The sequence below is a fragment of the Psychrobacter glacincola genome, assembly GCF_904846075.1.
Classification (GTDB): domain Bacteria; phylum Pseudomonadota; class Gammaproteobacteria; order Pseudomonadales; family Moraxellaceae; genus Psychrobacter; species Psychrobacter glacincola_C.
The window spans coordinates 566586-591213 of record NZ_CAJGZH010000003.1 but is presented as its reverse complement, the minus strand read 5'-3'; the positions used below and the strand labels follow the sequence as shown (position 1 = coordinate 591213).

Below are 24628 nucleotides of genomic sequence, written 5' to 3'. Positions count from 1 at the left end.
GACCATAAACTAAACACTTATAGTCAAACAATAAAAATAACAGACTCATATCTAACCCCCTTTGCTGACGACAATAGCATGATGGCACCACCTGATCCCTTCCCGAACTCAGAAGTGAAACATCATTGCGCCAATGGTAGTGTGGGTTCGCCCATGTGAGAGTAGGTCATCGTCAGCTCTCTATTCAAAGTAAAACCCCCTTCTGCATAAGCAGAAGGGGGTTTTCTTTTTCGTGGGTTTGAGATTAAGTTATGCTTAATCTCACTTACTTTTAGAATTAACACTCTATAAGTGTATTTTCTATTTGAATTGAAGATTTTTTTGTTTAATTGCTATGCAATTTTATGAATATATTTTTAGTCCTACCATCAAAATGATTTGACTTATCTCATTATAGCTGCTAATTTTAAAATAGATTTTTATTACAGGTATGTAAAAGATATATTTAAAACTTGTAAATTATTACATCTGGTATAGATTGGATTATTTACCAGTGATGTATTACTCCTATTTTCACGATTATCAAAAGGAATTGATAATGAAGCTAGCTCCTCTTTTTTCAATTGGTGTCTTAGCGGCTGTTAGTCTTTTAGGCTGCTCTAACCAATCTGCTAACACGTCTGATGGCTCATCAGCAAACTCTCAAGAAACAACCGTTTTACGCTTCTCTCACTTTTGGCCAGCAACCTCTTCTATTAGCACAGAGGTTTTTGAACCTTGGGTCAAGCAAATAGAGACAGATTCTAATGGTCGCTTAAAAGTAGAGTTGTATCCTTCCGCGGGTCTTGCCAAAGCAGATGTTACGTACGAATCTGCTGCTAAAGGTACGATAGATATCGGCTCACAAGCACATGGTTATACCAGTGGTCGTTTTCCTTTAACTCAAATCACTGAACTTCCTGGTTTATCAAACTCAGCGACTCAAATGGGTTGTATGCTTCAGACTCTTTATGAGGATGGCACGCTTGCTAGTGAGTATGAAGACTCACATCTACTATTCATGTATGGCGCTGGGCCTGGCTCACTGCATACTACGGATAAGTTGATTCGGACTCCTGAAGACATGAAAGGTATGCGCATCCGACGCCCTTCTGCAGTCGCAGGTGATATTATCGAAAGCGCTGGGGCATCACCAGTAGGATTGCCTGCTAATGATATGTATACCTCGCTACAGCGCGGCGTCGTCGATGGGTTGAGTTTTCCATGGGAAGCCGTAACAGCGTTCAAAATTGACGAAATCACCAAATATCATACCAACATTCCTTTTTATAGTTCGGCGCTGATGGTTACTATGAATAAGGATAAATATAACAACTTACCTGATGATTTAAAGCAAGTGTTGGATAAAAACTCAGGAATGGCATTGGCTAATAAAGTTGGTGAAGTGTTTGATAAGCATGATCAAATGGCCATTCAAGCTGCTAAAGCTAAAGGCGATGAGATCGTTGAAATTCCTGATCCATTGAATGATCCTGATTGGAAAGGACCACTTGAAAAGGGTACTAAAAAATATCTAAGTGATGTCAATGCTTTGGGTTTAGATGCTGATAGTGTCTATGAGAAAGCAAAAGCTGCCAGTGCTGCTTGTAAAGTGGTATAACCCATTGGAGGTGTCACATGGCATTTTTAGTAAAAATAAGTATTCTAATCTCTAGATTATGCCAGTTTATCGGTGGTATCAGTCTTATTATTATTGTTCTCACAACGATGTTCGATGTGACTGCTCGTTATATTTTTAAGCTGACTGGTGGCGAGTTTGGCTTTACCGTTAAAGGCAGTGTAGAGATCGTCTCTTACTTCATGCTCTTTGCTTTACTTGCTGCCTTTGGCGCTTTCGTCGAACGCTCACAAATCATCGTTGATGTCTTTACCCAAAAAATGCCGCAAGCCATTAAAGGTTATATGATGGGCGTCTTTATGATGGGCTTTTTTATCATCGGTATCGTTTTTGCTTGGGGGCTTTATGAGAGTGCTGTTGATGCCACAGAATACGGTAAAGTCACTCAAGACCTTCGATTATCAATGATGCCCATCTATGCATTTAGTGCATTTTTAAGTCTCTTACTCGCCATTCGCTCATTAATCGAATCCATCAATATCTTTAAAACGGGCGAGTTCTTTGACGCCGAGGAGACAGGCGCATGAGTCCAGAAATTATTGGAGCTATCGGCTTAATCGTCATGATCCTGCTTGTTGTCCTGCGAGTTCCAGTGGCGCTTGCCATGTTAGGTGTTGGATTGGTTGGTTTTGGCGCAGTGACGGCGCCCAGTGGTGCACTGCAAATGCTCAAAGATATTCCGGTAGATGTGCTAGCCAAATATGACTTTAGTGCGATTCCCTTATTTATTTTAATGGGAGTGTTTGCCACTCATTCAGGGATGGCAGGGAAATTATTTGAAGCTACCCGAACTATTTTTGGTGGAGTGAGGGGCAGTTTGGGTATCGCTGGCATAGGATCGTCTGGTATTTTTGCTTCTATCTCAGGCTCATCCCTAGCCACAGCGTCCACTATGACCAAGGTTGCGCTGCCACAAATGGAGAAATATGGTTATCAACCAGGTTTTGCCTGTGGTATTTTAGCAGCGGGTGGCACGTTAGGTATTATGATTCCGCCTAGCATTGCGCTACTAGTTTATGCCATCTTAACCCAGCAGTCAGTCGGTGACATGTTCATCGCTGGTTTCTTGCCTGGGATTTTGGGCATGGTGATGTATTCAATCACTGTTATGATTATGGTACGCTGGAAGCCGCATTTAGCGCGTCGCGGTGAGCCTACTTCTTGGAAAGCCAAGCTGCTGTCATTGACGGGACTCATACCATTTAGCTTTATTTTTATTGTGATTATCGCTGGTATTTTCTTTGGGTTATTTACTCCGACAGAAGGAGCAGCAGTCGGTGCGTTTGTTTCTTGGGCTTATGCTTTTGCCAAAGGCATGCGTATAAAAGGTCTAAAGCAATCTTTGATTGAAACGCTTGCATTATCAGCGGTGGTGTTCTTTATGCTGCTGGGTGCAGAAGCCTTGGGTTACTTTATCTCCGTTTCACGCTTGTCTTATACGCTAGCGACTTGGATTGGTACATTAGCAGTTAGCCCGATGATTGTACTGATCTGTATCTTAATCATGTACTTCCTCTTAGGGTTGTTCATGGATGCTTTGGCGATGCTGGTCATTACCATTCCAGTGGTATATCCAATCATTGTGGCGTTAGGGTTTGATCCCGTATGGTTTGGTATCATCGCTGTATTGACAGTAGAGCTTGGACTGATTACGCCGCCGATGGGGATGAATATCTTTGTCATTAAGGCAATGGCACCGCATATTAAGCTGTCTGATATGTTCCGCGGGGTCGCACCGTTTATTGTCTCTGATCTGATTCGACTGGTTATTTTGGTCGCCTTTCCAGCGATATCTTTAGTGCTGCTAACGTAAGCGCTATTGATAAAAGTAAGCTTAGAAAATCATAGCTTCGTCGTTCATTTGTATTGTTCATTAATAGAGCCATATTGTTTTCATAACAATATGGCTTTTTTATGATAAAAGAAAAAGTCGACATAACAATTCTATGGTTAAATTATTCCACATAAAGGCATATAAAGTCACATTATGAGACATTTTTTGAGCGGTCATTTGGATTACTTAGAAGGTGGTTTTTATACTAAATGACATTATACGTGGATAACTTTTCTTATCATTCTAAGGGCTTGTGAATGTAGTAAACTGGTTGGCATTTCCGAATAGATAACTTTATAAATAGAGAAAATCATGGCAGTCGATTTTAGTAATACGCTCATCGTCGCGATTTCTGCAACGGCACTTTTTGATTTAACCGAATCAGAAAATTATTTGCTAGAGCTGCTAGAGCAGAGACCTGTAAGCGCCATAAAAGAGTTTCGAGATTATATGACCAAGCGTGAGAACGATGCTCTCAGCATTGGTGCTGGTTATCCATTAATTAAAGCTCTATTAAATCTGAATAATTATTGCAATGATGGCATGCAAGATTTAGAGGTTGAGACACCTTTGGTGGAAGTGGTCATTGTTTCAAAGAGTAGTCCAGATACGGGCATTCAAGTCCTCAATGCCATTCTTGAGCATGAGCTGACTATCTCACGCTCGGCATTTATTTCAGGCAGTCCTGTTGCTCCTTATATTAAAGACTTCAACGTCGATCTATTTTTGACGACCAATCGCGAAGATGCCCAGCAAGTGGCTGATGCCAATATCTGCGCTTGTGCGATACTCGATGCAACCCCCATCAATACCTATGAGTTAGATACTGATCAGCTACGTATTGCTTTTGATGGTGATGCGGTGCTGTTTGATGATTCAGGTGAACTGCTGTACAAGCAAAAAGGACTGCGTGCTTTTCACGATCGCGAAATACAGATGCGTGATTTACCCATTGAAAAAGGCCCTTATGCTGAATTGTTGATTAAACTATCAAATTTACAGGAACGTCTACCCGCTGGTCTCAAGTATTCTCCAATAAAGATTGCATTGGTGACAGCTCGCAACGCACCCGCTGATCTGCGTGCGATTAAGACATTGCGAGAGTGGGGCGTCAATGTTGATATGGCGTTTTTCTTAGGAGGTTTAGAAAAAACAGCTGTACTTAGAACATTTGCACCTCATATCTTTTTTGATGATTCTATCAAACATATCGATGCCGCTCGTCGTTTTGTGCCCACCGCTTTGGTGCCTTATCACTCGACGTCGTTATTACATAGTGACAGTTATTTGATGACTGACAAAGAGGCTGCATTGTTAGATTTTACACCTGTAACACGCTCCACTACTACGCTGAGTCATTAAAATATCGCTAAAAACATAGATTAAAAGAATAGGGCATTATATGAATTGGCAGCAGCTGCTTAGCTTGATTATGATACGAATAAAGCAGGTTATAGGCTTATATGCTTTTGTATTAATACCGATGTGGGGCATGTTTTTTTTAAATGAAGTGGCATTATTTGGTATGTGGAATATCTTTGGGATTGTACCTCGTGCCTTGGATGTGGGCAGCATGATTGGAGTGTTTGCGTCATGGACGATGCATGGCAATTTTTCACATTTGCTTGGTAACACTTTGACGTTGTTACAGATTTTATTTTTGTTTGGATTGTTTGAGAAGAATGCTTATCGAACAGTGATTAAGCTCATTATCGCATCTGGATTGGTCACTTGGATCATTGGCTCGCCATTGTCAATTCATGTTGGCGCATCAGGATTATGCTTCGCGATGCTCGGCTATATGATAGGCGGTGCTGTATTTGCGCGGCGTTGGGGTTATTTGATTGCCTGTATTGTCATGGGTACTGGCTATTGGTTGACCATCAAGCAAGGATTGATGCCGCAACAAGGTATCTCGTTTGCGGCGCACTTCGGTGGTCTATGCGCTGGATTGCTGTTAGGCGCTAATTCTAAGCATACTTATACCGCAACTTCAGCGCAATTGAATACATGAATATAATATAAGCCGTCTTAAATCCCTTAGTAATCAAATATTTTAGCAGGGTTGTATTTGCATATTTATGAGGAGGTTAGCTTTTACCAGTACAAATACTAATGAACAACGGGTCATCTGTTGCCAACTCTCGCCATGCTGTTGTTTGCCTCACATGTTCATCAATCGTTAGCTTACTGTCTTTTTCGGGGATGACATAATCGGCACGCGCAGGAATACGACAGTTTATAACTTGTGGTACTTTCTGCACACTTCTGCGTCTTTCAAACAGATATAAATTAACCAAATATACATCTGGATTGTCTACCTGCACGCTAGCGTTGGCGGTATCGGCAGCGATAAAACGTAATATTTGCGGTTTGACATAAGACCATGGGCGAAACCACTCGGTGCTTTTTGCTACTTTGACGACTTGCACGCCTGCTGGTAACTTGCTCACTTGCTGACCATACCAGTTATATTCTTGGTGTATTTGAAAGGCAAACATACCAATCGCAGCAAACAAAGGAATAAGCCACTTTGGTGCGCGTTTGCCAGCCAGTTTACTGAGGTGAGTTATAATGAGTGCCAGACCAGCCATGCCAAATGCGGCAGCAATGGTAGCGATAAACTCAAAAAGCATAAAATCTTCCTTAATGCGTTAAGCACTTTTAGTTGAGCGCTTTTAACTAGGGCGTGTCCTCATTTTAAAAATGGTCATAAAAATGAGATAAATTGCCGTCAAACAAGGAAAGTAGCGAAAATAATATCGAGATATTGATAAGCTATTTAACGATGGTTGGCAAAATTTAGCCATTTTTAGCCCATTTAGAGGGTAATCGATTTAATTGAGAACAGGCCCTAAGCATAGTTAATAAAGTATATTCAATAAAGCAAAAATCTAACATTTTTTATAATAAATAAAAGATAAAAAAATCACTCACAAGCAGCTACTGCCTGTGAGTGATATATAGTAACTGAAGATATATTCTCATTTATACACTTAGTGGTCGACTGCACCGCCTGCGCCACGTGGAGAGCGGACACTTTCAACCAACTCTTGAATGTGTAATGGTGGCGGAGCAGTAGCATAAGAGACAGCAAACGCTACGATAAAGTTAAGCAATGCCCCAATCGCACCAAATGATAGTGGTGAGATACCAAATAACCAATACTCTGCCGTATCAGGGAAGTTCGCTGTACCGCTAATGAAGAACCAACCTTTAAAGACAAAGATATAAACAAGGATGCTAATCAGACCTGTTAGCATACCAGCGATGGCACCAACATTATTGATCCGTTTAGAGAAAATACCCATCATCAGTGCAGGGAAGAGCGATGCACCAGCGATACCGAATGCTAATGCGACTACCTGTGCGGCAAACCCTGGTGGATTTATTCCTAACCAAGTAGCAACTACAATCGCAACACCCATCGTAATACGCGCAACTCTCAATTCGCCTTTATCAGTAATGTTTGGATTAAGGTTTCGTTTAATCAAGTCATGACTGATCGCTGACGAAATAGCGAGTAGTAGGCCTGCTGCTGTTGAGAGCGCTGCTGCCAAACCACCTGCGGCGATAAGACCAATAACCCATGGTGGAAGATTCGCAATTTCTGGGTTAGCCAATACTAAGATATCGGCATTGACATCCAGCTCATTACCTTTCCAGCCTGCTGCGGTAAAGCGTCCATCAAGTTCTAGATCCTGTGCGACACGTGCAGTCTCTACGGCTGCAGTGGCAGCGGCTACATCGCCACCATCCGCTTGTGCAGCACTCAAGGCAAGCTCAGCGGCACCAAGTCCACTGTCGTTGTACATTTGGATACGACCATCATTATTAAGATCATTATACTTAATAAGACCGGTATCTTCCCATGTCTTCATCCAGTCTGGACGTTGATCATAGTTTATAGGTGCTTCTGCTACCCCTTGTGGATAAATCGTATCAATCAGGTTTAAACGTGCCATTGCACCTACGGCAGGAGCAGTGAAGTATAATAGCGAGATAAATACCAATGTCCAACCAGCTGTCCAACGCGCATCAGCGACTTTAGGTACGGTGAAGAAGCGAATGATAACGTGTGGTAGACCTGCTGTACCGATCATGAGTGATAAGGTAAATAGCACCATGTTTAGTTTGTTAGGGACATCAGCAGTATAAGCCGTGAAACCCAAATCAGTAACCACCTGATCTAGCTTGGTTAAGATAGGAACGCCTGCTTCCACATGGTTTGAAAACAAGCCCAAACCTGGAATTGGATTGCCTGTTAACTCAAGTGAGATGAAAACAGCAGGAATGGTATATGCAATCATTAGAACTACATACTGCGCTACCTGCGTATAAGTAATCCCTTTCATACCACCAAGTACAGCATAGAAGAAGACAACAACCGCAGCAATCAGGAGACCAGTCGTGTTTTCAACTTCCAAGAAGCGTGAGAAAGCGACACCGGCACCTGTCATCTGACCGATAACGTATGTGGTTGAGGCGATAATCAAACAAATTACGGCAATCATTGCTGCCGTTTTTGAATAAAAACGGTCGCCGATGAAGTCAGGTACCGTAAACTTACCAAATTTACGTAAATAAGGCGCTAGGAGCATTGCCAGTAGTACATAACCACCTGTCCAACCCATCAAATAAGTTGATGCGCCATAACCGCCAGCGGCAAGAATACCTGCCATCGAAATAAATGACGCAGCACTCATCCAGTCAGCAGCCGTTGCCATACCGTTGACGACAGGATGAACACCGCCGCCTGCTACGTAGAATTCACTCGTTGTGCCAGCACGTGCCCAAATTGCAATACCGAAGTATAGAGCGAAAGATAGACCTACAAAAATAATATTAATCGTAAATTGACTCATGGGGCTATTCCTCGTCTACGCCGTATTGTTTATCTAACTTATTCATACGCCAAGCGTAGAAGAAAATTAAAACGATAAATACCCCAATGGATCCTTGCTGAGCAAACCAAAAGCCCAAGTCGGTACCACCGATTTTAATACCTGCTAAGAGAGGACGTAACAAAATCCCAAACCCGTATGAGCATAGCGCCCAAATAAATAGGCTACCTAAAATGAGACGGACATTGGCACGCCAATAACCGGATGGATCGTTGTGGTTTTCCATAGGACAACTCCTTTTGCCTAACATAAAAACAAGATTACTGATTTGAGCCTGACAAGTTATTTTGCTTTAGCATGTATCACATGATGGAAGACAGTTCGATACGTTGTCTATAAACGAATCCTAAAATCAGTTTATAGGCTGATAAAGCAGAATGACCAACCAGTAGTAAGTAACCCAATATTATCGAAAAAAAAGCAGATTTCTATTAATCAAAGCACTATGAAAAATACTTTTCTGTGGTTCGATTTTGCTAAAAATTTATATTGTAAAATATGGCTGTGGGTCGACTATAACCTAAACATCTAACAAGACTTATGGGCTATAGAATGACTGGATTTATAGTATATAGAGATGAGGATTTATGGAGGAGGGTCGTTATTGATTGACAGTCCTCTGTCTTATTATGCTCATCATCCCTGATGATATTGTCTTAATATTTCAACTTATTATTCATGCCAATAAGTATTGCAAGAAATATTTATGAACTTATTGGGAATATATACAATATTGACTTAATTAACAATAAATAAATTTTATTTACTTTATGTAACTAAATGTTTGCTTTATGGAAACCATGGTCAACTTATGTTAGAGAGAGTAGCTAAAAAACGGCCGCTACTCAGGGGCTGTGATAAAACCTTATTTATATTAAGGATTTAGTTTTATAGAGGTATTAGAGCATTATTAGCAATAAAAGTCATTCATTCTATAAATATAGCCAATATTTTACTCAATAAATATTATGGCAGTGACTATTTTTTTTGGAATGGTGTTTATATGAATACGTTTTAAAATCTAATTGTTGTACCTAGTCTCAAAAGTTTTCTTCAATATTTCATATAAAAAATATTTTTTTGATCTTTATCTAAATAACTTACAAAAGTTCGTAATTATTCTATTTTATAATAGAGGTTTGAAATAGTTAAATAATCTTTAGTCAGTTAAAATGTAGCGACAGGATGTTAGTGATTTACTTTGCCAGTATATTGATCAGATATTTACTGTTTCATGAGTAGGCAGAGGGATTAGTAAGCATTTTTAAATATCATTAATCACATCAATCCATAAAATATACTAGCAGTATAAAATGTAAGTGAGAGGATAGCAGTATGGGTGAAGGGATAGCAGGTTGGTTTAATAGCATCGTCAATTATGGTGTCAGTATTATTTGGGGCAACAATGATTGGCTAATTGCAAGTAACCCTTGGTATGGATTACTGATGTTCGTACTGATTGGTGCGGGTCTTTATTTTACCATTGCCACACGTTTTATTCAGTTTCGCCACTTTGGGCATATGTGGCAGCTATTGCGTGTGTCCAATCAAGGGCGTAAAGATGGTGGCATCAGCTCATTTGAGGCGCTGATGACCTCATTGGCGGCGCGGGTCGGTACGGGTAACTTGGCAGGGGTCGCAATCGCAATTTACCTTGGCGGTCCGGGTGCAGTGTTTTGGATGTGGATGACTGCGATCGTCGGTATGTCGACCAGCTTTATCGAATCAACATTAGCACAAGCCTATAAAGTGCCGCACAATGACAATGTTTACCGCGGTGGACCGGCTTATTATATCGAAAAAGGTCTTGGTCAGCGCTGGCTAGCGATATTTTTCTCATTATGCTTATTAGTAGCGTTCGGCTTAGCCTTTAATGGCGTGCAGTCAAATACCATCGCACAAGCGACCAACGAAGCATTTGGGGTTCCAACATGGATGACAGGCTTGGTATTGGTTGTATTAGTTGCGCCAGTGGTATTCGGTGGTTTGCGCTCGGTTGCTCGTATCGCGGGTAAAATCGTACCCGTTATGGCGATTCTCTATATCCTATTAGCCTTGTTCATTATCGTGACGAATTTTAGTCAATTCCCAGCGGCGATTGTGTTAATTGTTAAATCAGCATTTGGTTTTGAGCAAGCAGCAGGCGGGGTGATTGGTTATGGTATTGCTCAGGCAATGATTAACGGTATCAAGCGTGGTCTGTTTTCAAATGAGGCGGGTATGGGTTCAGCGCCTAATGCGGCGGCAACGGCGAAGAGTCATCCCGATCATCCAGCGGTGCAAGGATTTATGCAAATGCTGGGTGTGTTTATGGATACCCTTGTCATTTGTACGGCAACGGCGTCAATTATTATTTTGTCCGGTGTGGTCGATCCTAGTGTTGAGCAAGAAGGTATTCAGCTGACTCAGTTGGCACTGTCGCAATATGTGGGTGATATGGGTGTTATCTTCGTTGCGATTGCTATTTTCTTCTTCTCTTTCACCTCTATCATTGCCAATTATAGCTATGGTGAGTCAAATCTTGAATTCATCTCTGGTGCCAAAAATGCTAAAGTCATGATCATGATATTCCGCTTTATGGTACTTGGCATGGTATTTGTGGGTGCTATTGCCAGTCTTCCTGCCATATGGAACTTCGCTGACTTATCAATGGGTCTAATGGCACTCGTTAACTTAGTGGCTATTTTAATCTTGTCACCCGTAGCACTGCGCATATTGCGTGATTACGAGCGTCAGATTAAAGAAGGTAAAACTGGCGATCAAATCAAGTTTAATCCTGATGACTTTGTGAAGCTGAAAAACGAAGCCAATCGTGATGCATGGACAGATTAATCTCACCTGATTAAAGATACACTTGTCTCATGTTTCGAAGTTAAAAAAACCGCCCTTATGAATTCATAAGGGCGGTTTTTAGTATCAGCGATTAATCCTAATATTGTTTATATTTACATATTAGGATAGTTAGGGCCACCGCCACCTTCTGGCGTTACCCGAGTGATATTCTGTGAAGGATCTTTGATATCACAAGTTTTACAATGCACACAGTTTTGCGCATTGATCACAAACTTAGCTCCTTCGGCATCTTTTACCACTTCATACACACCAGCTGGGCAGTATAAACGAGCAGGCTCAGCATATAGCGGTAAGTTAATTGAAACAGGTACCGTTGGATCAGTCAGTTTCAAATGTACCGGCTGGTCTTCTGCATGGTTGGTATTAGAGATAAATACCGATGACAGCTTGTCAAATACCAGTTTACCATCAGGCTTGAGGTAGGTTGGCTGAAAAGCATGATTGGCACGCTCTAACTGATCATAATCTGGCAGGCTGTCATGTAAGGTAAGCGGCATTTTACCTTTTAATAAGTTGTGCTCGATAAAGGTAAAAGCACCGCCCATAAACAGACCCATGCGATGTATTGCAGGCGAGAAGTTGCGTGACTCATAGTTGTCTTGATACAACCACGACTCTTTATACATGGTGGTATAAGCAACGACTTCATCATGCTGACGATCAGCTTGTAGTGCCTCAAAGATAGCTTCGGCGGCTAGCATGCCTGACTTCATCGATGTGTGTGTGCCTTTGATTTTAGCAGGGTTCAAGAATCCAGCATCATCACCAACCAAGACACCACCTGGGAAAGTGAATTTCGGTAGAGAGTTTAAGCCACCCTTGGTCAAAGCACGTGCGCCATAAGAGATACGCTTGCCGCCTTCCAATACGTTTTTGATGACGGGATGGGTCTTTAGGCGCTGCATCTCATCGAATGGCGACATATATGGGTTGTGGTAAGATAAGTCAGCGACAAGACCAAAGCTTACTTGGTTGTTTTCATCGAAGTATAACCACCAGCCACCAGTAGAGCCTGTTTCGGTCAATGGCCAGCCAAGACCGTGCATGACCACGCCTTGCTCGTGTTTCTCAGGGGCTACGTCCCACAGCTCTTTTAGACCGATACCATAATGCTGAGGATCTGAGTCTTTATCAAGATCAAAACGGCTGATTAAGCGCTTACCTAAATGACCACGGCTGCCTTCGGCAAAAATAGTGTATTTAGCAAGTAGCTCATAACCTGGCTCAAAGCTAGGCTTGGCTTCGCCATTGGCAGCCACACCCATATCGCCCGTCAAGACACCGCGTACAGAACCGTCATCATTATATAAAATATCATCTGCAGGGAAGCCTGGGAACATCATGACTTCAAGCTCTTCAGCTTGTACCGCCAACCAGCGCACCACATTGCCCAATGAGACAATATAGTTGCCATTGTTGTGCATCGGTCCTGGAATCAACGAGTCAGGTACTTTAGTAGAGCGCGTGGCTGAGTTTAGATAATAAAAGCGATCTTCGGTCGCTGGCACATTAAGCGGCGCGCCTTTTTCTTTCCAGTCTGGTATCAGCTCGTTCAAAGCGCGTGGTTCGATCACAGCACCTGATAAGGTATGCGCACCAAACTCAGAACCTTTTTCGACCACACAAACCATAAACTCATCATTGCCAGCTTTGATAGCGAGCTGACGCAGACGAATCGCAGCAGATAGACCCGCAGGTCCGCCGCCGACGATGATGACGTCGAATTCCATTGATTCGCGCTCAATCTCAGGCTCTGCCGCGACAGGTTCTACTACTGGTTCAGGCGTTTTTTCGACCGCTACTTTCTCGGCAGGCTCTTTATCCACGGCGACAGGTTCGACTGCTGCTTCTGTCGCAGTTTCAATGGTCTCAGCTTTTTTGAGGTCGGCGGTTTCGACAGCAATCTCTTCAGCTGGCGCTTCTTTGGTCAGCGTCGTTGACTCTGGCTTTGTGGTGTCTAGCTTGGCCGTATCTGTCGCGACTGGTGCATCAGTGTGAACGCTATCACCGTCGACGACTGGCTTTTGATTGTCTTGCTCTTGCATACCTACTCCTAAACTTTTAGTGGCTTATCTCAGGGCATCATTAGCTTAACAATTGCATAATAAGGCTTGCGGCGCTAATTTCACTCAGACATATGGCTGCTCGACAGAAACTGTCTTTGCGGCATCAATTGACAACGTTGCTGTTAAACCTAGTGAATAAAAAGCGATCAACATATCCGCTAATAAAATGTGTCACTAAGACAACGCGCACTTGACTGTTTCAATAAAAAATCGTTACTCATTATAAAAGAAAAGTCCTACAAACACGATACGCATTTATGAGTATCGATGTTAAGGTAAGATTGAACTAATGAGGGTGCTAAGATGATATGTTTTCATCATACCCGAAACTAAAATTTATAGTAATAATAGATTTGCCAAACTTTGAATGCTAAGTAAAGGATTACACGATGAATAACAATAATGAAGACATAATTCAAAACGATGAATCGGCAGCTAAACCGCCAAAAGACGTGCCATCTGAGCTAAGTAATATGGATTCGCTCAGTCAGTATCTAAAGTCTACTGTAGGCAAACGTGAAGGACGTGCCATCCCACCATTGGATAAATGGCACCCAAAAGATGTGGCCGATATGGATCTGGTCATAAAGGCAAATGGCGAGTGGTGGCATGAAGGAGGGCAAATGACCAGAGAGTCATTGGTGAGCTTATTTGCGACTATTTTATGGAAAGAAGATAATAATGGTGTCATTGAATATTTTTTGAAGACGCCAGTACAGAAAATCCGTATCCAAGTTGAAGATGCCCCTTTATTAATCAATGACGTCGGTATCGTCAACGAAGGCAATAACCGTTGGCTAGAATTTACCACGACGACTGGCGATGTGGTGCGTTTAGATGATGAGCACACCATCACATTAAAAGCGTATAATCCTACAGACAATGATACGATTGATCAGCAGGCAGCAATGGATATGCAGGTACGTCCTTATATGCCCGTTAGAAATGGTTTGGACGCACTTATTGGGCGTAATACTTTTTATCACTTGACCGAAATTGGCGAATTGACAGAGCAAAATGGTGAGACGATACTGACGTTACAAAGTGGCGGAAAATCCTATGAGCTGTCGATGCCAGCCAGTTAACGCAAGGGCTCAAAGCTATGTATCTGTCAAATGATTTACTGCTTAGATAGCGATAAATCACCAGATAATTACTGTATTATGCAAAACAGCAAACAGCAAACAGCAAACAGCATAAAGATGACGATATGTATATAAAAATGGCAGTAGAGTAGTGATGGATATTACTACAGGTAATAGCTTAAATAGGGTGAAAATGCGCTCAGATAGCTTTGATGGTAAACATGTTGAGCATGTCGAGAGTGCAACTAATGCTAAAGCTGACATCCATAAAACGAATATTGGCACAGTTATAAATAATAAAAAGCGCAATGCGCCAATCGGATTGTTTGACTCTGGTGTCGGTGGACTGTCAGTTTATCTACATTTGGCACAGCAGTTGCCTGCTGAGCGTTATGTCTATTATGCAGACACCTTAAATGTGCCTTATGGTAATCGTGATAGCGCCGATATTGAAGCGTTGACTTTAACAGCCGTTGATTGGTTGTATGAGCAGGGCTGCAAGCTCATTGTTATTGCTTGTAATAGCGCCTCAGCCTATGCTTTGGAAACAGCCAGACGGCGTTATCCGCAGCTGCCTATCGTCGGATTAGTCCCGGCGCTAAAGCCCGCCATATCGGCGAGCAAAACTGGTCGCGTGGTCGTTTTAGCGACTAAGGCTACCTTGAATGGCACATTGCTTAATGAGGTCATCGATCACTTTGCTAAACCCAACAATACGGTAGTGACCAAATATTTTGATCCGCAATTGGTACCTTGGGTAGAGGCGGGAATGCCAGAGCAGGATGATACTGCTTTAAGATTACGTCAGCAGCTCACATTATTTGCTCATGATGGCGTTGATCAATTGGTACTAGGCTGTACGCACTATCCATTTTTCAAAACGTTTTTGTTAGATGAGATTGCTCAGCAGCAATTGGCGATGCAGGTCGTTGATTCTGGACAAGCCATTGCTGAGCGAGTTAAGCAGCTATTGGCTGCAAACCAGCTGTCTGCATTGGTTGACAATACCCCAGATAATCATTGTTTAGAAACAACTGACAAAACAAAAGTTGTCATTCGACCGCCATTGATTTTTTATGCGACTAAGTTCGATGATAAACTGGGTACTTTAATAGCGCGTTTGCTTGGCAAAGACGCCATCTTGCAATACTGTTCTGAATAGGCGCCGCTAAAGGTGTTTATATCAAACCCATAACCATAATATTGATATATTAAAAATAAATTGAGCTTATTTTTATAAGATTATGCTAGGCTGTGCAACACAAGATATTTGTGCTCTATTTTATATCATATTATTCTATGTCATATTATTCTATGTCATGACCTAAGCTTAGAGGTGATTGTGCCAAACCGTCGCTATCATATTCACATCATATGCGCTGACAATGATCAATTGTTGGTCTTGGACAGCTTGGCGATATTTTTTCAGTCGCGGGCTTTCTTGACCTACGATGTGTCGAGCCAATTGCCAAAAGCATCGCTATATGGTCGACAATGTATTGACTCCTGCGATTATGCACTGATGCTCATTGGAGACAGTTATGGCACCGTGCAAAGGAATGGCGTTAGCCAAATGCATTTGAGCTATTTGAATGCCAAAGCCAAGCTCAAACCGTTACTCATCTTAATCAAAAATCATCATCCAGATGCGAGTATCAGTCGTCAACTGCAAGAATTTATTAAGTCGGTAACTCGGCAGGACAATACGATATATTATTATGATACAGAAACGGATATTGAGCCATTACTTGTACAAGCTTACTATAACACAGTGACCAATCATCAGGTCGTTGGTGGATGGCTGAGAGCCAATGAGGAAATGATTAAATTTAGCAAGCAAACCGTGGCGGAACGGTTTGCAGATCTATTGTCTACTGACAAAACGCTAAAGGACAATAGCCCACCTGCTGATGAATTCGTCTCTGATGATGTGAGTAAGCCAATTGTATTGTTAGAAGCTTTTGATATTCAATATAGCGCTCAAGCTTATGCAGGTGGCAACCTGACTGATGTTACCAGACCCATGACCTTGACATGGCAAGAGATATTGATCGCCTTGATGAAAATACCAGCGACCTTTTCGAGCTATGGCTTGCAAAATGCTGTGAATCGCTTGATAGCGTCAAAAGCTGAGCAAGACATCAAAAAAGAGATGCCGAATGTCCATGCCGTCTCGCGCTGCCAAATTTCTCAAGATGATTTGAACCAGCTACAACGTCAGCTAGTGGGTGCAAACTGGATCCAGCTCACAACCTATGGCACTCGTGTCTCGCAAGAACTTTGGAAGCTGACCTTTCATGCAAAAAATCTATTGAACGAAGTCCATCATAACTCCCAATGATTCGTATTTTGCACTAATAATATTCCTGCCTTCCTCATTTAAAACCTGCCTTCCTCATTTAAAAGTAGTCATAGCCTATCTGCTGTAATGAGCACACGTGTGGCTGTGACTACGTTTTGTAATACAAAGCATACGCGTCAACGGTTGTGAATCCATTTAAGACTGGTAATATTGAGACTAATCAGAGATTGATAATAAATACATTATTTATATTAAAATTACTGACGTATATATTGTATACATATAAATCGCATAATAATACTGACTAAGGAGAGCACCTGATGAGTAACGCTAAAAACGATGCATTAAAAAAAGAGCTTGATGGCTTAGAAGAATCTATGCATGCTGCCGAGCAGTTTCATACATTAGAAGAGCAAGTAGCGGACATGAAACGTCGCGGTATCGACCCTAGCCAAGCTTACAAAGACTTGGACAGAAAAGAAGAAGATGCTGATTGGGGTGATGCTACTTGGAAAGAAAACGGCAAGTGGGAACCAAAAACGCCTGCTGATCTAGATGAAAAAGCACGTGAGAACTGGGATGGTGATAATGGTAAACCGAACCCACCACCGATCGTTTAAGTTAAAAATTGACTAAAAAGTAAAAAGTAAACCCTATGAAAAAAGCCACGTTATTATTAACGTGGCTTTTTTTATGTGCTTAATCTAGGGCGTACTTAGTCTAGTATGTGCTTAACCTAAGATACATCCGCGGAATACTAAGAACCTTCGTCAACACGAACGAGCTTCACCACACCGTCGCTACCGATGACACGGCGATAGCGTGTGTTACCAGAGGTAGGTGATTGTGTAGAAGGCTGCGTCGAGTAAGTATTAGGAGTACTCGTTTGCTGCTGAATCAGCTGTCCCATGCGATCAGCAGAGGCAGGGTTTAAAGGCTGGCTATTCGACGGCTGTCCGTATTGATTGCCGTATTGCGTGCTTTTCGGGACTGTGTTTCCAGCATCTCCAATGATTGCGCGGTAGAATTTCTGTCCTGCGCGGCCATCCGCTGGCAAGATACCCCGACTAGATTGGTATTGCTGAATCGCGATACGGGTATTGTCGCCAATAATGCCATCAACACCACCAATATCGTAACCCGCGTTCAATAACGCTTGCTGGATATCTTTGGCTTGCTGGCGACTGATACCAGGGTCATCGGTAGGCCATGCCGTGACAAAGTCAGTTTTGCTGCTGTCCTCTTTAGTGATTAAGTCTGATAAATGGGCGATTGCCAATGCATAATTTTCTGACGCATTATAAGAATAAAACGTATCAAAGTTTTTACCGACTAAGAAAGCAGGACCATCTTTGCTAGCGGGTAATAATAACCCAGCGCTACTCAAATCGTTTGGCAATGGACTGCCATTGGCGAGCGTGATACCTTGATTGCGCCAGTGGCTGATAGACTTCTTGTTTTTACGGTCAGACGCTGCCCAAAATCCACTGGGCAGCTTGACTTCGTAACCCCAAGGCTCGCCCGTGCGATAGCCGCGCTTATCTAAGAAGTTTGCGGTAGAGGCTAGCGCGTCAGGCACACTATTGACCAAATCACGGCGACCATCGCCATCAAAATCGACTGCCAGCTCTAAAAAAGTACTTGGCATAAATTGCGTTTGACCAAAAGCGCCTGCCCATGAGCCAGTCATATCACTTGGCGCGATATCACCGTTTTGGACGATTTTTAGCGCATTAGCGTATTCACCTTGGAAATAGCTCTGACGGCGATCAAAACAAGACAGCGTCGCTAGAGACTCAAACAAAGGTTTTTTGCCCAATGTCTGCCCAAAATTTGACTCAACACCCCATACACCTAGTACGTGCTCGGCTTTGACGCCATAGCGTGATTCAATTTGACGTAGCGTATCCGCCCATTGGCGCTTGGCACGGATGCCATCTTCTACACGCTCTTTATCGACCAATGAAGATAAATAATCCCAAACGTCTTTTTGAAATTCTGGCTGATAATTCAATGACTGAATCACGCTAGGATCCGGCTGGCTAGGGCGATAGTTATTAAAAGTAGAGCTATCAACCCCTCGAAATTTGCTAGAGTTTTTCAAACCGTCTAAGCATTGTTGAAACTCGGCATTAGATAAGTTTGGCGCTGGAGGTTTGGCTGCTTGAGCAGTGCTAGCAAAACTCAGCCCAACAGCAAGGCTGAGTAACGATAAAGTAGAAACTGGAGTCAAACGCATGAAAATATCCTATAAACGTTGAAATAGTTATTAAAAGAGAAAGCAAAGCGGATTGGTGCAGTATGGACTTAGAGTAACCAATCTCATGGGTAAAGAAAAGGTATCGAAGTAAGCTGTTACTATAAATTGACGATGGCGTGAGGTTGAGAGAGGGTTTAAGATTTAGGATAGATAGGCTAAAATGGATAAAGTGCTAAAAATATCCAATTAATCATTTCTACTTCATTTAAAACCTAATCTAATCACTCGCCCAAAACCCCATCCAACTCATTAATAAAGTCATGAATACGCTCAGAATTTTTGCCCAAATCGCTCCCACCAACCCGTGACTTGCTACGAATATCTACTAGACGTTCACTACTGTTATCCGTGATACGCACGACGACATCATCTTTAAAACCGAACCAAGCAGTCGTATCTGTCGCTTCAATGATGCCTTTATCCGCATCGATATTGACAAGCTCCCAACCTAAATTATCGATGGCTTGTTTGGTTGCCCCAACCAACTCAGATTTTGACTGGCTATAGCGTAATGTTTGTAATTCAGGGTAGGCGGCACGCTGCTGCGTTGCAGTCTCTACACCTGCATACTCAACTGGGTTTGGTGCGTCAGCGCGCAGTGGGGCAATGGCCACAAATTCAGGTGGATTCACTAGGTCGGTTGAAATATCGTGAATGGGCGGTACATTTTTAGCGCTATTCATCATGCTTAGTGGAATAGCAATGGCAATGATAGCAAGCGCTGCTGATGTTAATACGCTACCAATGCTAGCCGTGTCTCGTTTAAATAAAAGCTGTATGACTAATAGTACCAATGCTGCGATACCAGTAAATACACCAAACTTAAACCCTGCAAACGCAGTCGCTAAATCGATTAAGCCAAACTTGTACAGCGGACCTGCGAGCGTGGCTAGTAAAATAGAGATTAAACTTATCAGCCCAACTAATATTTTCATTCAATTTCTCCATCATAATTTAGTACTGATTAATCGCTACGCAAACGGCTTTATTAACGACTTATTTCATTTTTTAACCACTCATTTCAATAGCCAAACATGCTCAGAGGCTGTTAGCTCAGGTGCCGATCCTATAGAAGTAAGTTCACTCGTCAGTTCGCTGATATGATAGTTATCGCCATAATATTGCTGTATTTGCTCGCTACTGATAGAGAACGGCGGTCCCGCTTTTTTGCTTTGGTCATAAGTGAGAGTGATGATAAATTGTGGTGCATGACCACTTATTTTACGTATATGCTCGCTATACTTCGTACGCATATTTTCTGGCAGCGCAATCAATGCGGCTTTATCATACACCGCCTTTACAGATCCGATATCCTCAGATGACAGTGCAAAAATATCAGCAACCCATAAGGTAATGGTTTGTCCTGACAACTGACCTTGATAGTATTTAATCGCTGAATTGTCTACATGCTGGTGCACAGTAGGGGAGATATTTTGCTCAGTAAAGAATGCTTGTACAGCTGTTTCCACCAATTCAACGCCTACGACGTCGTAGCTTTGCGCTGCCAGCCAAGCCATATCAATCGATTTACCGCAAAGAGGGACAAAGACACGGCTACCAGCTGGCAGGTTTAACTGCTTAAAGTAATTTATTAATAATAGATTCACCGCAGACTGATTAAAGCCAATGCGTTTCTCTTGCCAGCGGCTGTGCCAAAATTCAGCGTTCATACCTTCGCCTTTATTCGTTGAGGGTTATATTTGAGTTGTTTCTATCATAACTGTTTGAGTGAGAATGCTAAAGATGTTAAAAAGCCAAACGCTCATACAATAAGCGTTTGGCTATAATGAAATGCTAAGATATTTTTTTATTCTAAATAAAAAATATCTTCATTTGTGGTTTAGCTCACCATATATTGACTAAACTCTTTACGCAATTTGGCAAGCTTTGGCGGTATGGCAAAGTTGCAATACCCTTGTCCTGGATTCTTATTAAAGAAATCCTGATGGGTCTCTTCTGCTTGATAAAACTCAACGGCAGGGTGTACTTCGGTGACCACATTGACGCCCATATCGCGCAGTTTGTTGATAGTGCGGTCAATCGTTGGTTTCTGGTTTTCTTCGGTATAAAAAACCACGCTGCGGTACTGGCTACCGACGTCATTGCCTTGACGATCCATTGTGGTGGGATCATGGGTGGCAAAGAAAACATCAAGTATCACTTCTAACGGGACGATAGAGTCATCGAACTCGATTTTAATGACTTCAACGTGCCCTGTATTGCCACTACAGACCGCTTCGTAGTTGGCAGAAACAGCGTCACCGCCCATGTAGCCTGAAACGACAGATTGCACACCTTTTACGGATAAAAATACCGATTCGGTGCACCAAAAACAGCCACCGCCCAAAATAATGGTTTGCATAATTTTTCCTATTTTTATAAATATAAAATATGAGCCAAGTGTTACTTACTTAGCAATACGTATTTAGCTTAGCAGGGCATCTGACCGCGATAAGTAACAAACAGTAATGTTATAATGGGCTTTTGCTACGTCGTGCCCCTTTCAGCTAATAATGACAAGCAAGACCATCACTTATCTCCTAATTTAAGTTCTATTATCACAAAATGAGTCGCACCATGAGTCAGTCTAAGCCTGCTATTGTTAAACACGACACCCTATTTGACAAACCGTTTACCACGCCACTTGATAAAGCGGCACGTTTTTCCTTTGATGAGCAAGTGGTGGCTTGCTTTCCCGATATGATTCGTCGCAGTGTGCCCGGTTATGGTCAGGTGCTGGCGATGCTGCCCATATTTGCCCGTCGTCATTGTAAGTATCGTCAACAGAGCGATAGTGGTCAGCGTGTCAGTCGCATTTATGATTTGGGCTGTTCACTTGGCGCAGCAAGCATGACCTTGGCGGGTGAGTTTGAGCCGCAAGATTTGCAGATTAAAGCGATTGATATCTCACCAGCGATGACGACCGAAGCGACCACGCTACTGAGTGAAAATTATCCTGAGCATGACATCGAAGTCATTACCGCTGATATTCGCGATGTCGAGCTTGAGCCATGCGATATGGTGATTTTGAATTTAACGCTACAGTTTTTACCCGCCGCCGATAGAGTCGCAGTCTTAGAGAAGATTTATGCAGCATTGAGCGAAGGCGGCATACTGGTATTAACTGAAAAAACCCATGCCTTTGATGAGCAATATGATGCATGGTTAGTTGAGCGTTATTATGATTTTAAACGTGCCAATGGTTATACCGAAATGGAAATCAGCGGCAAGCGTAATGCACTAGAGAACGTGCTTATTACTGATACTTTAGACGAGCATCATGCACGGTTAGATCAAGTTGGTTTTCAGCGTCATCTGACGTGGTTTCAGTTTTTAAACTTCGTCTCTATTGTGGCATTTAAATAATATTTTTAACACAGTTGTTTTTTGATCAATACGGTAACCTGCTTTTATGCTTAACAACACTATCACCTACGCCGAACGCGCATTATATTTAACCTTGCTAGAATTAGCCCAGCAGCAGCCGAGTGCTTATGAATGGCTTACGCGCTTGCCAACATGGTTAAATGATATCAAGGACAAAGCCAACTACGCGCATGCACCTGCTTATCAAGCGTCAGTCGCTCGTTTGCCAACATTAACCGTCAATAATGTCGATCTAAACAGTGATGTCCTGACGATTGAGGCAAATCTTAGTGAGTCTCAGCGCAAACAAACAATGGCATTATTAAAGCAGCTCATGCCGTGGCGTAAAGGGCCTTTTCAAATTGGTGGTCAGCTCGAAAATCAAATTGATAGTGGTCAGAATGAAGACCAACAAGCCGCGCCAATATTGATTGATACCGAATGGCACAGTGATTGGAAGTGGCAACGGGTCACACCGCATTTGGGGGATTTAAAAGGTCGTCGCGTATTGGATGTGGGCGGTGGCTCTGGCTATCACGGCTGGCGTATGGCTGGCGCTGGCGCGGATACAGTCATTATCATTGATCCGTCTTGCTTGTTTTATCATCAGTTTATGGCGATTCGGCATTTTGTCGGGGCTGCTGATAGCTATAGAACGCATTATATCCCCGTACCACTTGAAGCCTTGCCCGAGCATAGCCAATTATTTGATACCGTATTTAGCATGGGTGTGCTCTATCATCGCCAATCGCCGTTTGAGCATTTACAACAGCTTAAAGGGCAGTTGGTCAAAGGCGGTGAGCTGGTGCTTGAAACCTTGGTTATCGAAGGTGATGCCAATACCGTACTGGTGCCACATGACCGCTATGCCCAGATGAATAATGTGTATTTTTTACCATCAGTCGCGGCATTGACAGGCTGGCTAGAAAAAGCTGGATTCTCAGAGGTACGTTGTGTCGATGTGGCAACGACTTCTATCGATGAGCAGCGTAAAACGGAATGGATGACTTATCATTCGCTGGCCGACTTCTTAGATCCTAATGATACTAGCAAAACGCTTGAAGGCTATCCTGCGCCGATGCGTGCAACTTTGATTGCCAAAAAGTAGCGCGTGCGTACTGTATCACTCATAAGGAATATGGACAGTGAAAAAATTAACGATTTTGCTCAGCGCTATGATGGGCTTGCTGCCATTGACGTCCCTACCAGCTCATGCTACCTATGGTACGCCATTTGAAGGGTGGGGCTTTGTGCAGGATGATTGGCAGGTGGTTTGTGATAATACATTGACTTGTCGCGCAGCAGGTTATGCAGAGGAGGATCAGTTAGATACTTCTGCCTCAATATTGCTCACAGTATTACCTAAAGTTTCTTTACCAAGTGCCACAGTACAGTTTTTACCAGAGGTTCCAAAGCAGAATAATACCGAGGCTGAGCTTTGGTTAAATGGTAAGAACTATGGCGAGATACAGGCAGATGCGGACGGTTACGCCTATGATTTAACCACCAAGCAAACTCAGCAACTTCTGAGTCATTCGCGTCAAAATACTAAGATAGAGATAAGAGCGGGTGGTAAAAATTGGTCTATTAGCGACAAAGGTATGAGTGCCGTGCTGCTAAAACTTGATGAGGTACAAGGCAGAGTGGGCACGCCAATAGCATTGGTAAGTCAAAACCACACAAGTAAGCAAATACCGAAATCCGCTAAGCCAAAGCCAATCATCAAAAAGGCATTCTCGTATTCAGAAAAAGAAAATAAGACACTATCTGCATCAAAACAGGCGTACTTTCAGGTCAATATAAACAAGTGGATCGATATTGATGCCAAGGAGCTTATAGGCTCTGAAGATGATATGGGAGACTGTGAGCTGATTAATCCAAAAACCGAAGTGTACCAACGAATGCAAGAGTATGGTTCTGATAGACTGAATTGGACATTTACACCCGTAGATGCCACCCATACGCTTGCTAGCCATCTGTGCTGGCAAGGCGCATATAATGAGAGTTCGGGTTATTGGCTTATTAATCATGACAAACCAAGCAAGCCAAAACTGATCACCACCGCAGGCAATGACTATTCTGATGGCGAGATTTGGGCAACACATAAAGATCGAGGCTTGGGTGATTGCTGGAATCATGCGATATGGGTTTGGAATGGTCAAACATTTGCCAAATCGGAAGATTCCAGCTCAGGAATGTGTCGCGGTTTTGCTGGTGGTGCGTGGGATTTACCAACTTACGTGAGTGAAGTCGTAAAAAATGATAGCAAGGCTCAGTGAGTGATATTTTGATAGGAATGATTGACACACTATAAAGTGAAGCCGTCATGAGCCATGCATT

21 protein-coding genes and 1 rRNA gene are annotated in these 24628 nt (G+C 42.6%); 14 read left to right on the top strand and 8 right to left on the bottom strand.

Annotation, left to right across the window (positions count from 1 at the left end):
- Positions 1-63: 63 nt before the first annotated feature.
- From rrf to JMW85_RS13650, 6 genes are all read left to right on the top strand, one after another.
- Positions 64-178: ribosomal RNA gene (gene rrf / locus JMW85_RS13675) — 5S ribosomal RNA — on the top strand.
- Between the two features lie 360 nt (positions 179-538).
- A complete protein-coding gene (locus JMW85_RS13670; protein ID WP_201582123.1) occupies positions 539-1600 on the top strand; it encodes a TRAP transporter substrate-binding protein in 1062 nt (353 codons plus the stop codon).
- Positions 1601-1617: 17 nt separating this feature from the next.
- Positions 1618-2145 carry a TRAP transporter small permease gene (locus tag JMW85_RS13665; RefSeq protein ID WP_201582122.1) on the top strand — a complete coding sequence of 176 codons (528 nt, stop codon included), beginning with the start codon at positions 1618-1620 and terminating at the stop codon, positions 2143-2145.
- Complete coding sequence (locus tag JMW85_RS13660) at positions 2142-3431, top strand: TRAP transporter large permease (protein ID WP_045448043.1); 1290 nt, start codon at positions 2142-2144, stop codon at positions 3429-3431. The genes JMW85_RS13665 and JMW85_RS13660 overlap by 4 nt, the downstream gene beginning before the upstream one ends.
- Before the next feature lie 333 nt (positions 3432-3764).
- On the top strand, positions 3765-4814 hold the full coding sequence (locus tag JMW85_RS13655) for a 5'-nucleotidase (RefSeq protein ID WP_201582121.1): 1050 nt from the start codon (positions 3765-3767) through the stop codon (positions 4812-4814).
- Between the two features lie 40 nt (positions 4815-4854).
- A complete protein-coding gene (locus JMW85_RS13650; RefSeq protein WP_201582120.1) occupies positions 4855-5466 on the top strand; it encodes a rhomboid family intramembrane serine protease in 612 nt (203 codons plus the stop codon).
- Between the two features lie 76 nt (positions 5467-5542).
- Here JMW85_RS13650 and JMW85_RS13645 read toward each other — a convergent pair whose 3' ends face one another.
- The 3 genes from JMW85_RS13645 to JMW85_RS13635 form a co-directional block, all read right to left on the bottom strand.
- On the bottom strand, positions 5543-6088 hold the full coding sequence (locus JMW85_RS13645) for a hypothetical protein (RefSeq protein WP_201582119.1): 546 nt from the start codon (positions 6086-6088) through the stop codon (positions 5543-5545).
- Between the two features lie 360 nt (positions 6089-6448).
- Positions 6449-8317, bottom strand: a complete 1869-nt coding sequence (locus JMW85_RS13640; protein ID WP_055125849.1) for a sodium:solute symporter family protein — start codon at positions 8315-8317, stop codon at positions 6449-6451.
- A gap of 4 nt (positions 8318-8321) precedes the next feature.
- The gene (locus tag JMW85_RS13635; protein ID WP_045448034.1) at positions 8322-8582 is read right to left on the bottom strand and encodes a DUF4212 domain-containing protein; all 261 of its coding nucleotides are present in this window, start codon (positions 8580-8582) and stop codon (positions 8322-8324) included.
- A gap of 1109 nt (positions 8583-9691) precedes the next feature.
- On the opposite strand from JMW85_RS13635, the gene JMW85_RS13630 reads away from it, so the two are divergent.
- Positions 9692-11188 carry an alanine/glycine:cation symporter family protein gene (locus tag JMW85_RS13630; RefSeq protein WP_060491926.1) on the top strand — a complete coding sequence of 499 codons (1497 nt, stop codon included), beginning with the start codon at positions 9692-9694 and terminating at the stop codon, positions 11186-11188.
- Between the two features lie 113 nt (positions 11189-11301).
- On the opposite strand, the gene JMW85_RS13625 is transcribed toward JMW85_RS13630, so the two are convergent.
- Positions 11302-12939: an electron transfer flavoprotein-ubiquinone oxidoreductase gene (locus tag JMW85_RS13625; RefSeq protein WP_201582178.1), complete on the bottom strand. Its 1638-nt coding sequence runs from the start codon at positions 12937-12939 to the stop codon at positions 11302-11304.
- A 725-nt stretch (positions 12940-13664) separates the two neighbouring features.
- On the opposite strand from JMW85_RS13625, the gene JMW85_RS13620 reads away from it, so the two are divergent.
- The 4 genes from JMW85_RS13620 to JMW85_RS13605 all read left to right on the top strand — a co-directional run bounded on the left by JMW85_RS13620 (position 13665) and on the right by JMW85_RS13605 (position 17282).
- Positions 13665-14360 carry a DUF1285 domain-containing protein gene (locus JMW85_RS13620; protein ID WP_201582118.1) on the top strand — a complete coding sequence of 232 codons (696 nt, stop codon included), beginning with the start codon at positions 13665-13667 and terminating at the stop codon, positions 14358-14360.
- A gap of 154 nt (positions 14361-14514) precedes the next feature.
- On the top strand, positions 14515-15522 hold the full coding sequence (gene murI / locus JMW85_RS13615; RefSeq protein WP_201582117.1) for a glutamate racemase: 1008 nt from the start codon (positions 14515-14517) through the stop codon (positions 15520-15522).
- Positions 15523-15702: 180 nt separating this feature from the next.
- A complete protein-coding gene (locus tag JMW85_RS13610; RefSeq protein ID WP_201582116.1) occupies positions 15703-16701 on the top strand; it encodes a DUF4062 domain-containing protein in 999 nt (332 codons plus the stop codon).
- A gap of 281 nt (positions 16702-16982) precedes the next feature.
- Positions 16983-17282 carry a hypothetical protein gene (locus tag JMW85_RS13605; protein ID WP_045455583.1) on the top strand — a complete coding sequence of 100 codons (300 nt, stop codon included), beginning with the start codon at positions 16983-16985 and terminating at the stop codon, positions 17280-17282.
- A gap of 137 nt (positions 17283-17419) precedes the next feature.
- Here JMW85_RS13605 and JMW85_RS13600 read toward each other — a convergent pair whose 3' ends face one another.
- From JMW85_RS13600 to msrA, 4 genes are all read right to left on the bottom strand, one after another.
- Positions 17420-18901, bottom strand: a complete 1482-nt coding sequence (locus tag JMW85_RS13600) for a lytic murein transglycosylase (protein ID WP_201582115.1) — start codon at positions 18899-18901, stop codon at positions 17420-17422.
- A gap of 242 nt (positions 18902-19143) precedes the next feature.
- A complete protein-coding gene (locus tag JMW85_RS13595) occupies positions 19144-19857 on the bottom strand; it encodes a DUF1499 domain-containing protein (protein WP_201582114.1) in 714 nt (237 codons plus the stop codon).
- A gap of 81 nt (positions 19858-19938) precedes the next feature.
- Entirely contained in the window at positions 19939-20592 is a 654-nt protein-coding gene (tmpT, locus tag JMW85_RS13590) for a thiopurine S-methyltransferase (protein WP_201582113.1), read from the bottom strand.
- A 170-nt stretch (positions 20593-20762) separates the two neighbouring features.
- A complete protein-coding gene (msrA, locus tag JMW85_RS13585) occupies positions 20763-21284 on the bottom strand; it encodes a peptide-methionine (S)-S-oxide reductase MsrA (RefSeq protein WP_045448022.1) in 522 nt (173 codons plus the stop codon).
- Between the two features lie 203 nt (positions 21285-21487).
- On the opposite strand from msrA, the gene cmoA reads away from it, so the two are divergent.
- The 3 genes from cmoA to JMW85_RS13570 are packed head-to-tail and all read left to right on the top strand — an operon-like array spanning position 21488 to position 24567.
- A complete protein-coding gene (gene cmoA / locus JMW85_RS13580) occupies positions 21488-22288 on the top strand; it encodes a carboxy-S-adenosyl-L-methionine synthase CmoA (RefSeq protein WP_201582112.1) in 801 nt (266 codons plus the stop codon).
- A gap of 46 nt (positions 22289-22334) precedes the next feature.
- Positions 22335-23396, top strand: coding sequence for a tRNA 5-methoxyuridine(34)/uridine 5-oxyacetic acid(34) synthase CmoB (gene cmoB, locus JMW85_RS13575; protein ID WP_201582111.1), 1062 nt, complete (start codon positions 22335-22337; stop codon positions 23394-23396).
- 37 nt (positions 23397-23433) lie between these two features.
- Positions 23434-24567, top strand: coding sequence for a DUF1176 domain-containing protein (locus JMW85_RS13570; protein WP_045455542.1), 1134 nt, complete (start codon positions 23434-23436; stop codon positions 24565-24567).
- Positions 24568-24628: the final 61 nt, after the last annotated feature.

Excerpts from the sequence above, each read along its gene's own strand:
- JMW85_RS13670 (WP_201582123.1), top strand. The coding sequence starts at position 539 with ATGAAGCTAGCTCCTCTTTTTTCAATTGGTGTCTTAGCGGCTGTTAGT.
- JMW85_RS13665 (WP_201582122.1), top strand. The coding sequence starts at position 1,618 with ATGGCATTTTTAGTAAAAATAAGTATTCTAATCTCTAGATTATGCCAG.
- JMW85_RS13660 (WP_045448043.1), top strand. The coding sequence starts at position 2,142 with ATGAGTCCAGAAATTATTGGAGCTATCGGCTTAATCGTCATGATCCTG.
- JMW85_RS13655 (WP_201582121.1), top strand. The coding sequence starts at position 3,765 with ATGGCAGTCGATTTTAGTAATACGCTCATCGTCGCGATTTCTGCAACG.
- JMW85_RS13650 (WP_201582120.1), top strand. The coding sequence starts at position 4,855 with ATGAATTGGCAGCAGCTGCTTAGCTTGATTATGATACGAATAAAGCAG.
- JMW85_RS13645 (WP_201582119.1), bottom strand. The coding sequence starts at position 6,088 with ATGCTTTTTGAGTTTATCGCTACCATTGCTGCCGCATTTGGCATGGCT.
- JMW85_RS13640 (WP_055125849.1), bottom strand. The coding sequence starts at position 8,317 with ATGAGTCAATTTACGATTAATATTATTTTTGTAGGTCTATCTTTCGCT.
- JMW85_RS13635 (WP_045448034.1), bottom strand. The coding sequence starts at position 8,582 with ATGGAAAACCACAACGATCCATCCGGTTATTGGCGTGCCAATGTCCGT.
- JMW85_RS13630 (WP_060491926.1), top strand. The coding sequence starts at position 9,692 with ATGGGTGAAGGGATAGCAGGTTGGTTTAATAGCATCGTCAATTATGGT.
- JMW85_RS13625 (WP_201582178.1), bottom strand. The coding sequence starts at position 12,939 with ATGGAATTCGACGTCATCATCGTCGGCGGCGGACCTGCGGGTCTATCT.
- JMW85_RS13620 (WP_201582118.1), top strand. The coding sequence starts at position 13,665 with ATGAATAACAATAATGAAGACATAATTCAAAACGATGAATCGGCAGCT.
- murI (WP_201582117.1), top strand. The coding sequence starts at position 14,515 with ATGGATATTACTACAGGTAATAGCTTAAATAGGGTGAAAATGCGCTCA.
- JMW85_RS13605 (WP_045455583.1), top strand. The coding sequence starts at position 16,983 with ATGAGTAACGCTAAAAACGATGCATTAAAAAAAGAGCTTGATGGCTTA.
- JMW85_RS13600 (WP_201582115.1), bottom strand. The coding sequence starts at position 18,901 with ATGCGTTTGACTCCAGTTTCTACTTTATCGTTACTCAGCCTTGCTGTT.
- JMW85_RS13595 (WP_201582114.1), bottom strand. The coding sequence starts at position 19,857 with ATGAAAATATTAGTTGGGCTGATAAGTTTAATCTCTATTTTACTAGCC.
- tmpT (WP_201582113.1), bottom strand. The coding sequence starts at position 20,592 with ATGAACGCTGAATTTTGGCACAGCCGCTGGCAAGAGAAACGCATTGGC.
- msrA (WP_045448022.1), bottom strand. The coding sequence starts at position 21,284 with ATGCAAACCATTATTTTGGGCGGTGGCTGTTTTTGGTGCACCGAATCG.
- cmoA (WP_201582112.1), top strand. The coding sequence starts at position 21,488 with ATGAGTCGCACCATGAGTCAGTCTAAGCCTGCTATTGTTAAACACGAC.
- cmoB (WP_201582111.1), top strand. The coding sequence starts at position 22,335 with ATGCTTAACAACACTATCACCTACGCCGAACGCGCATTATATTTAACC.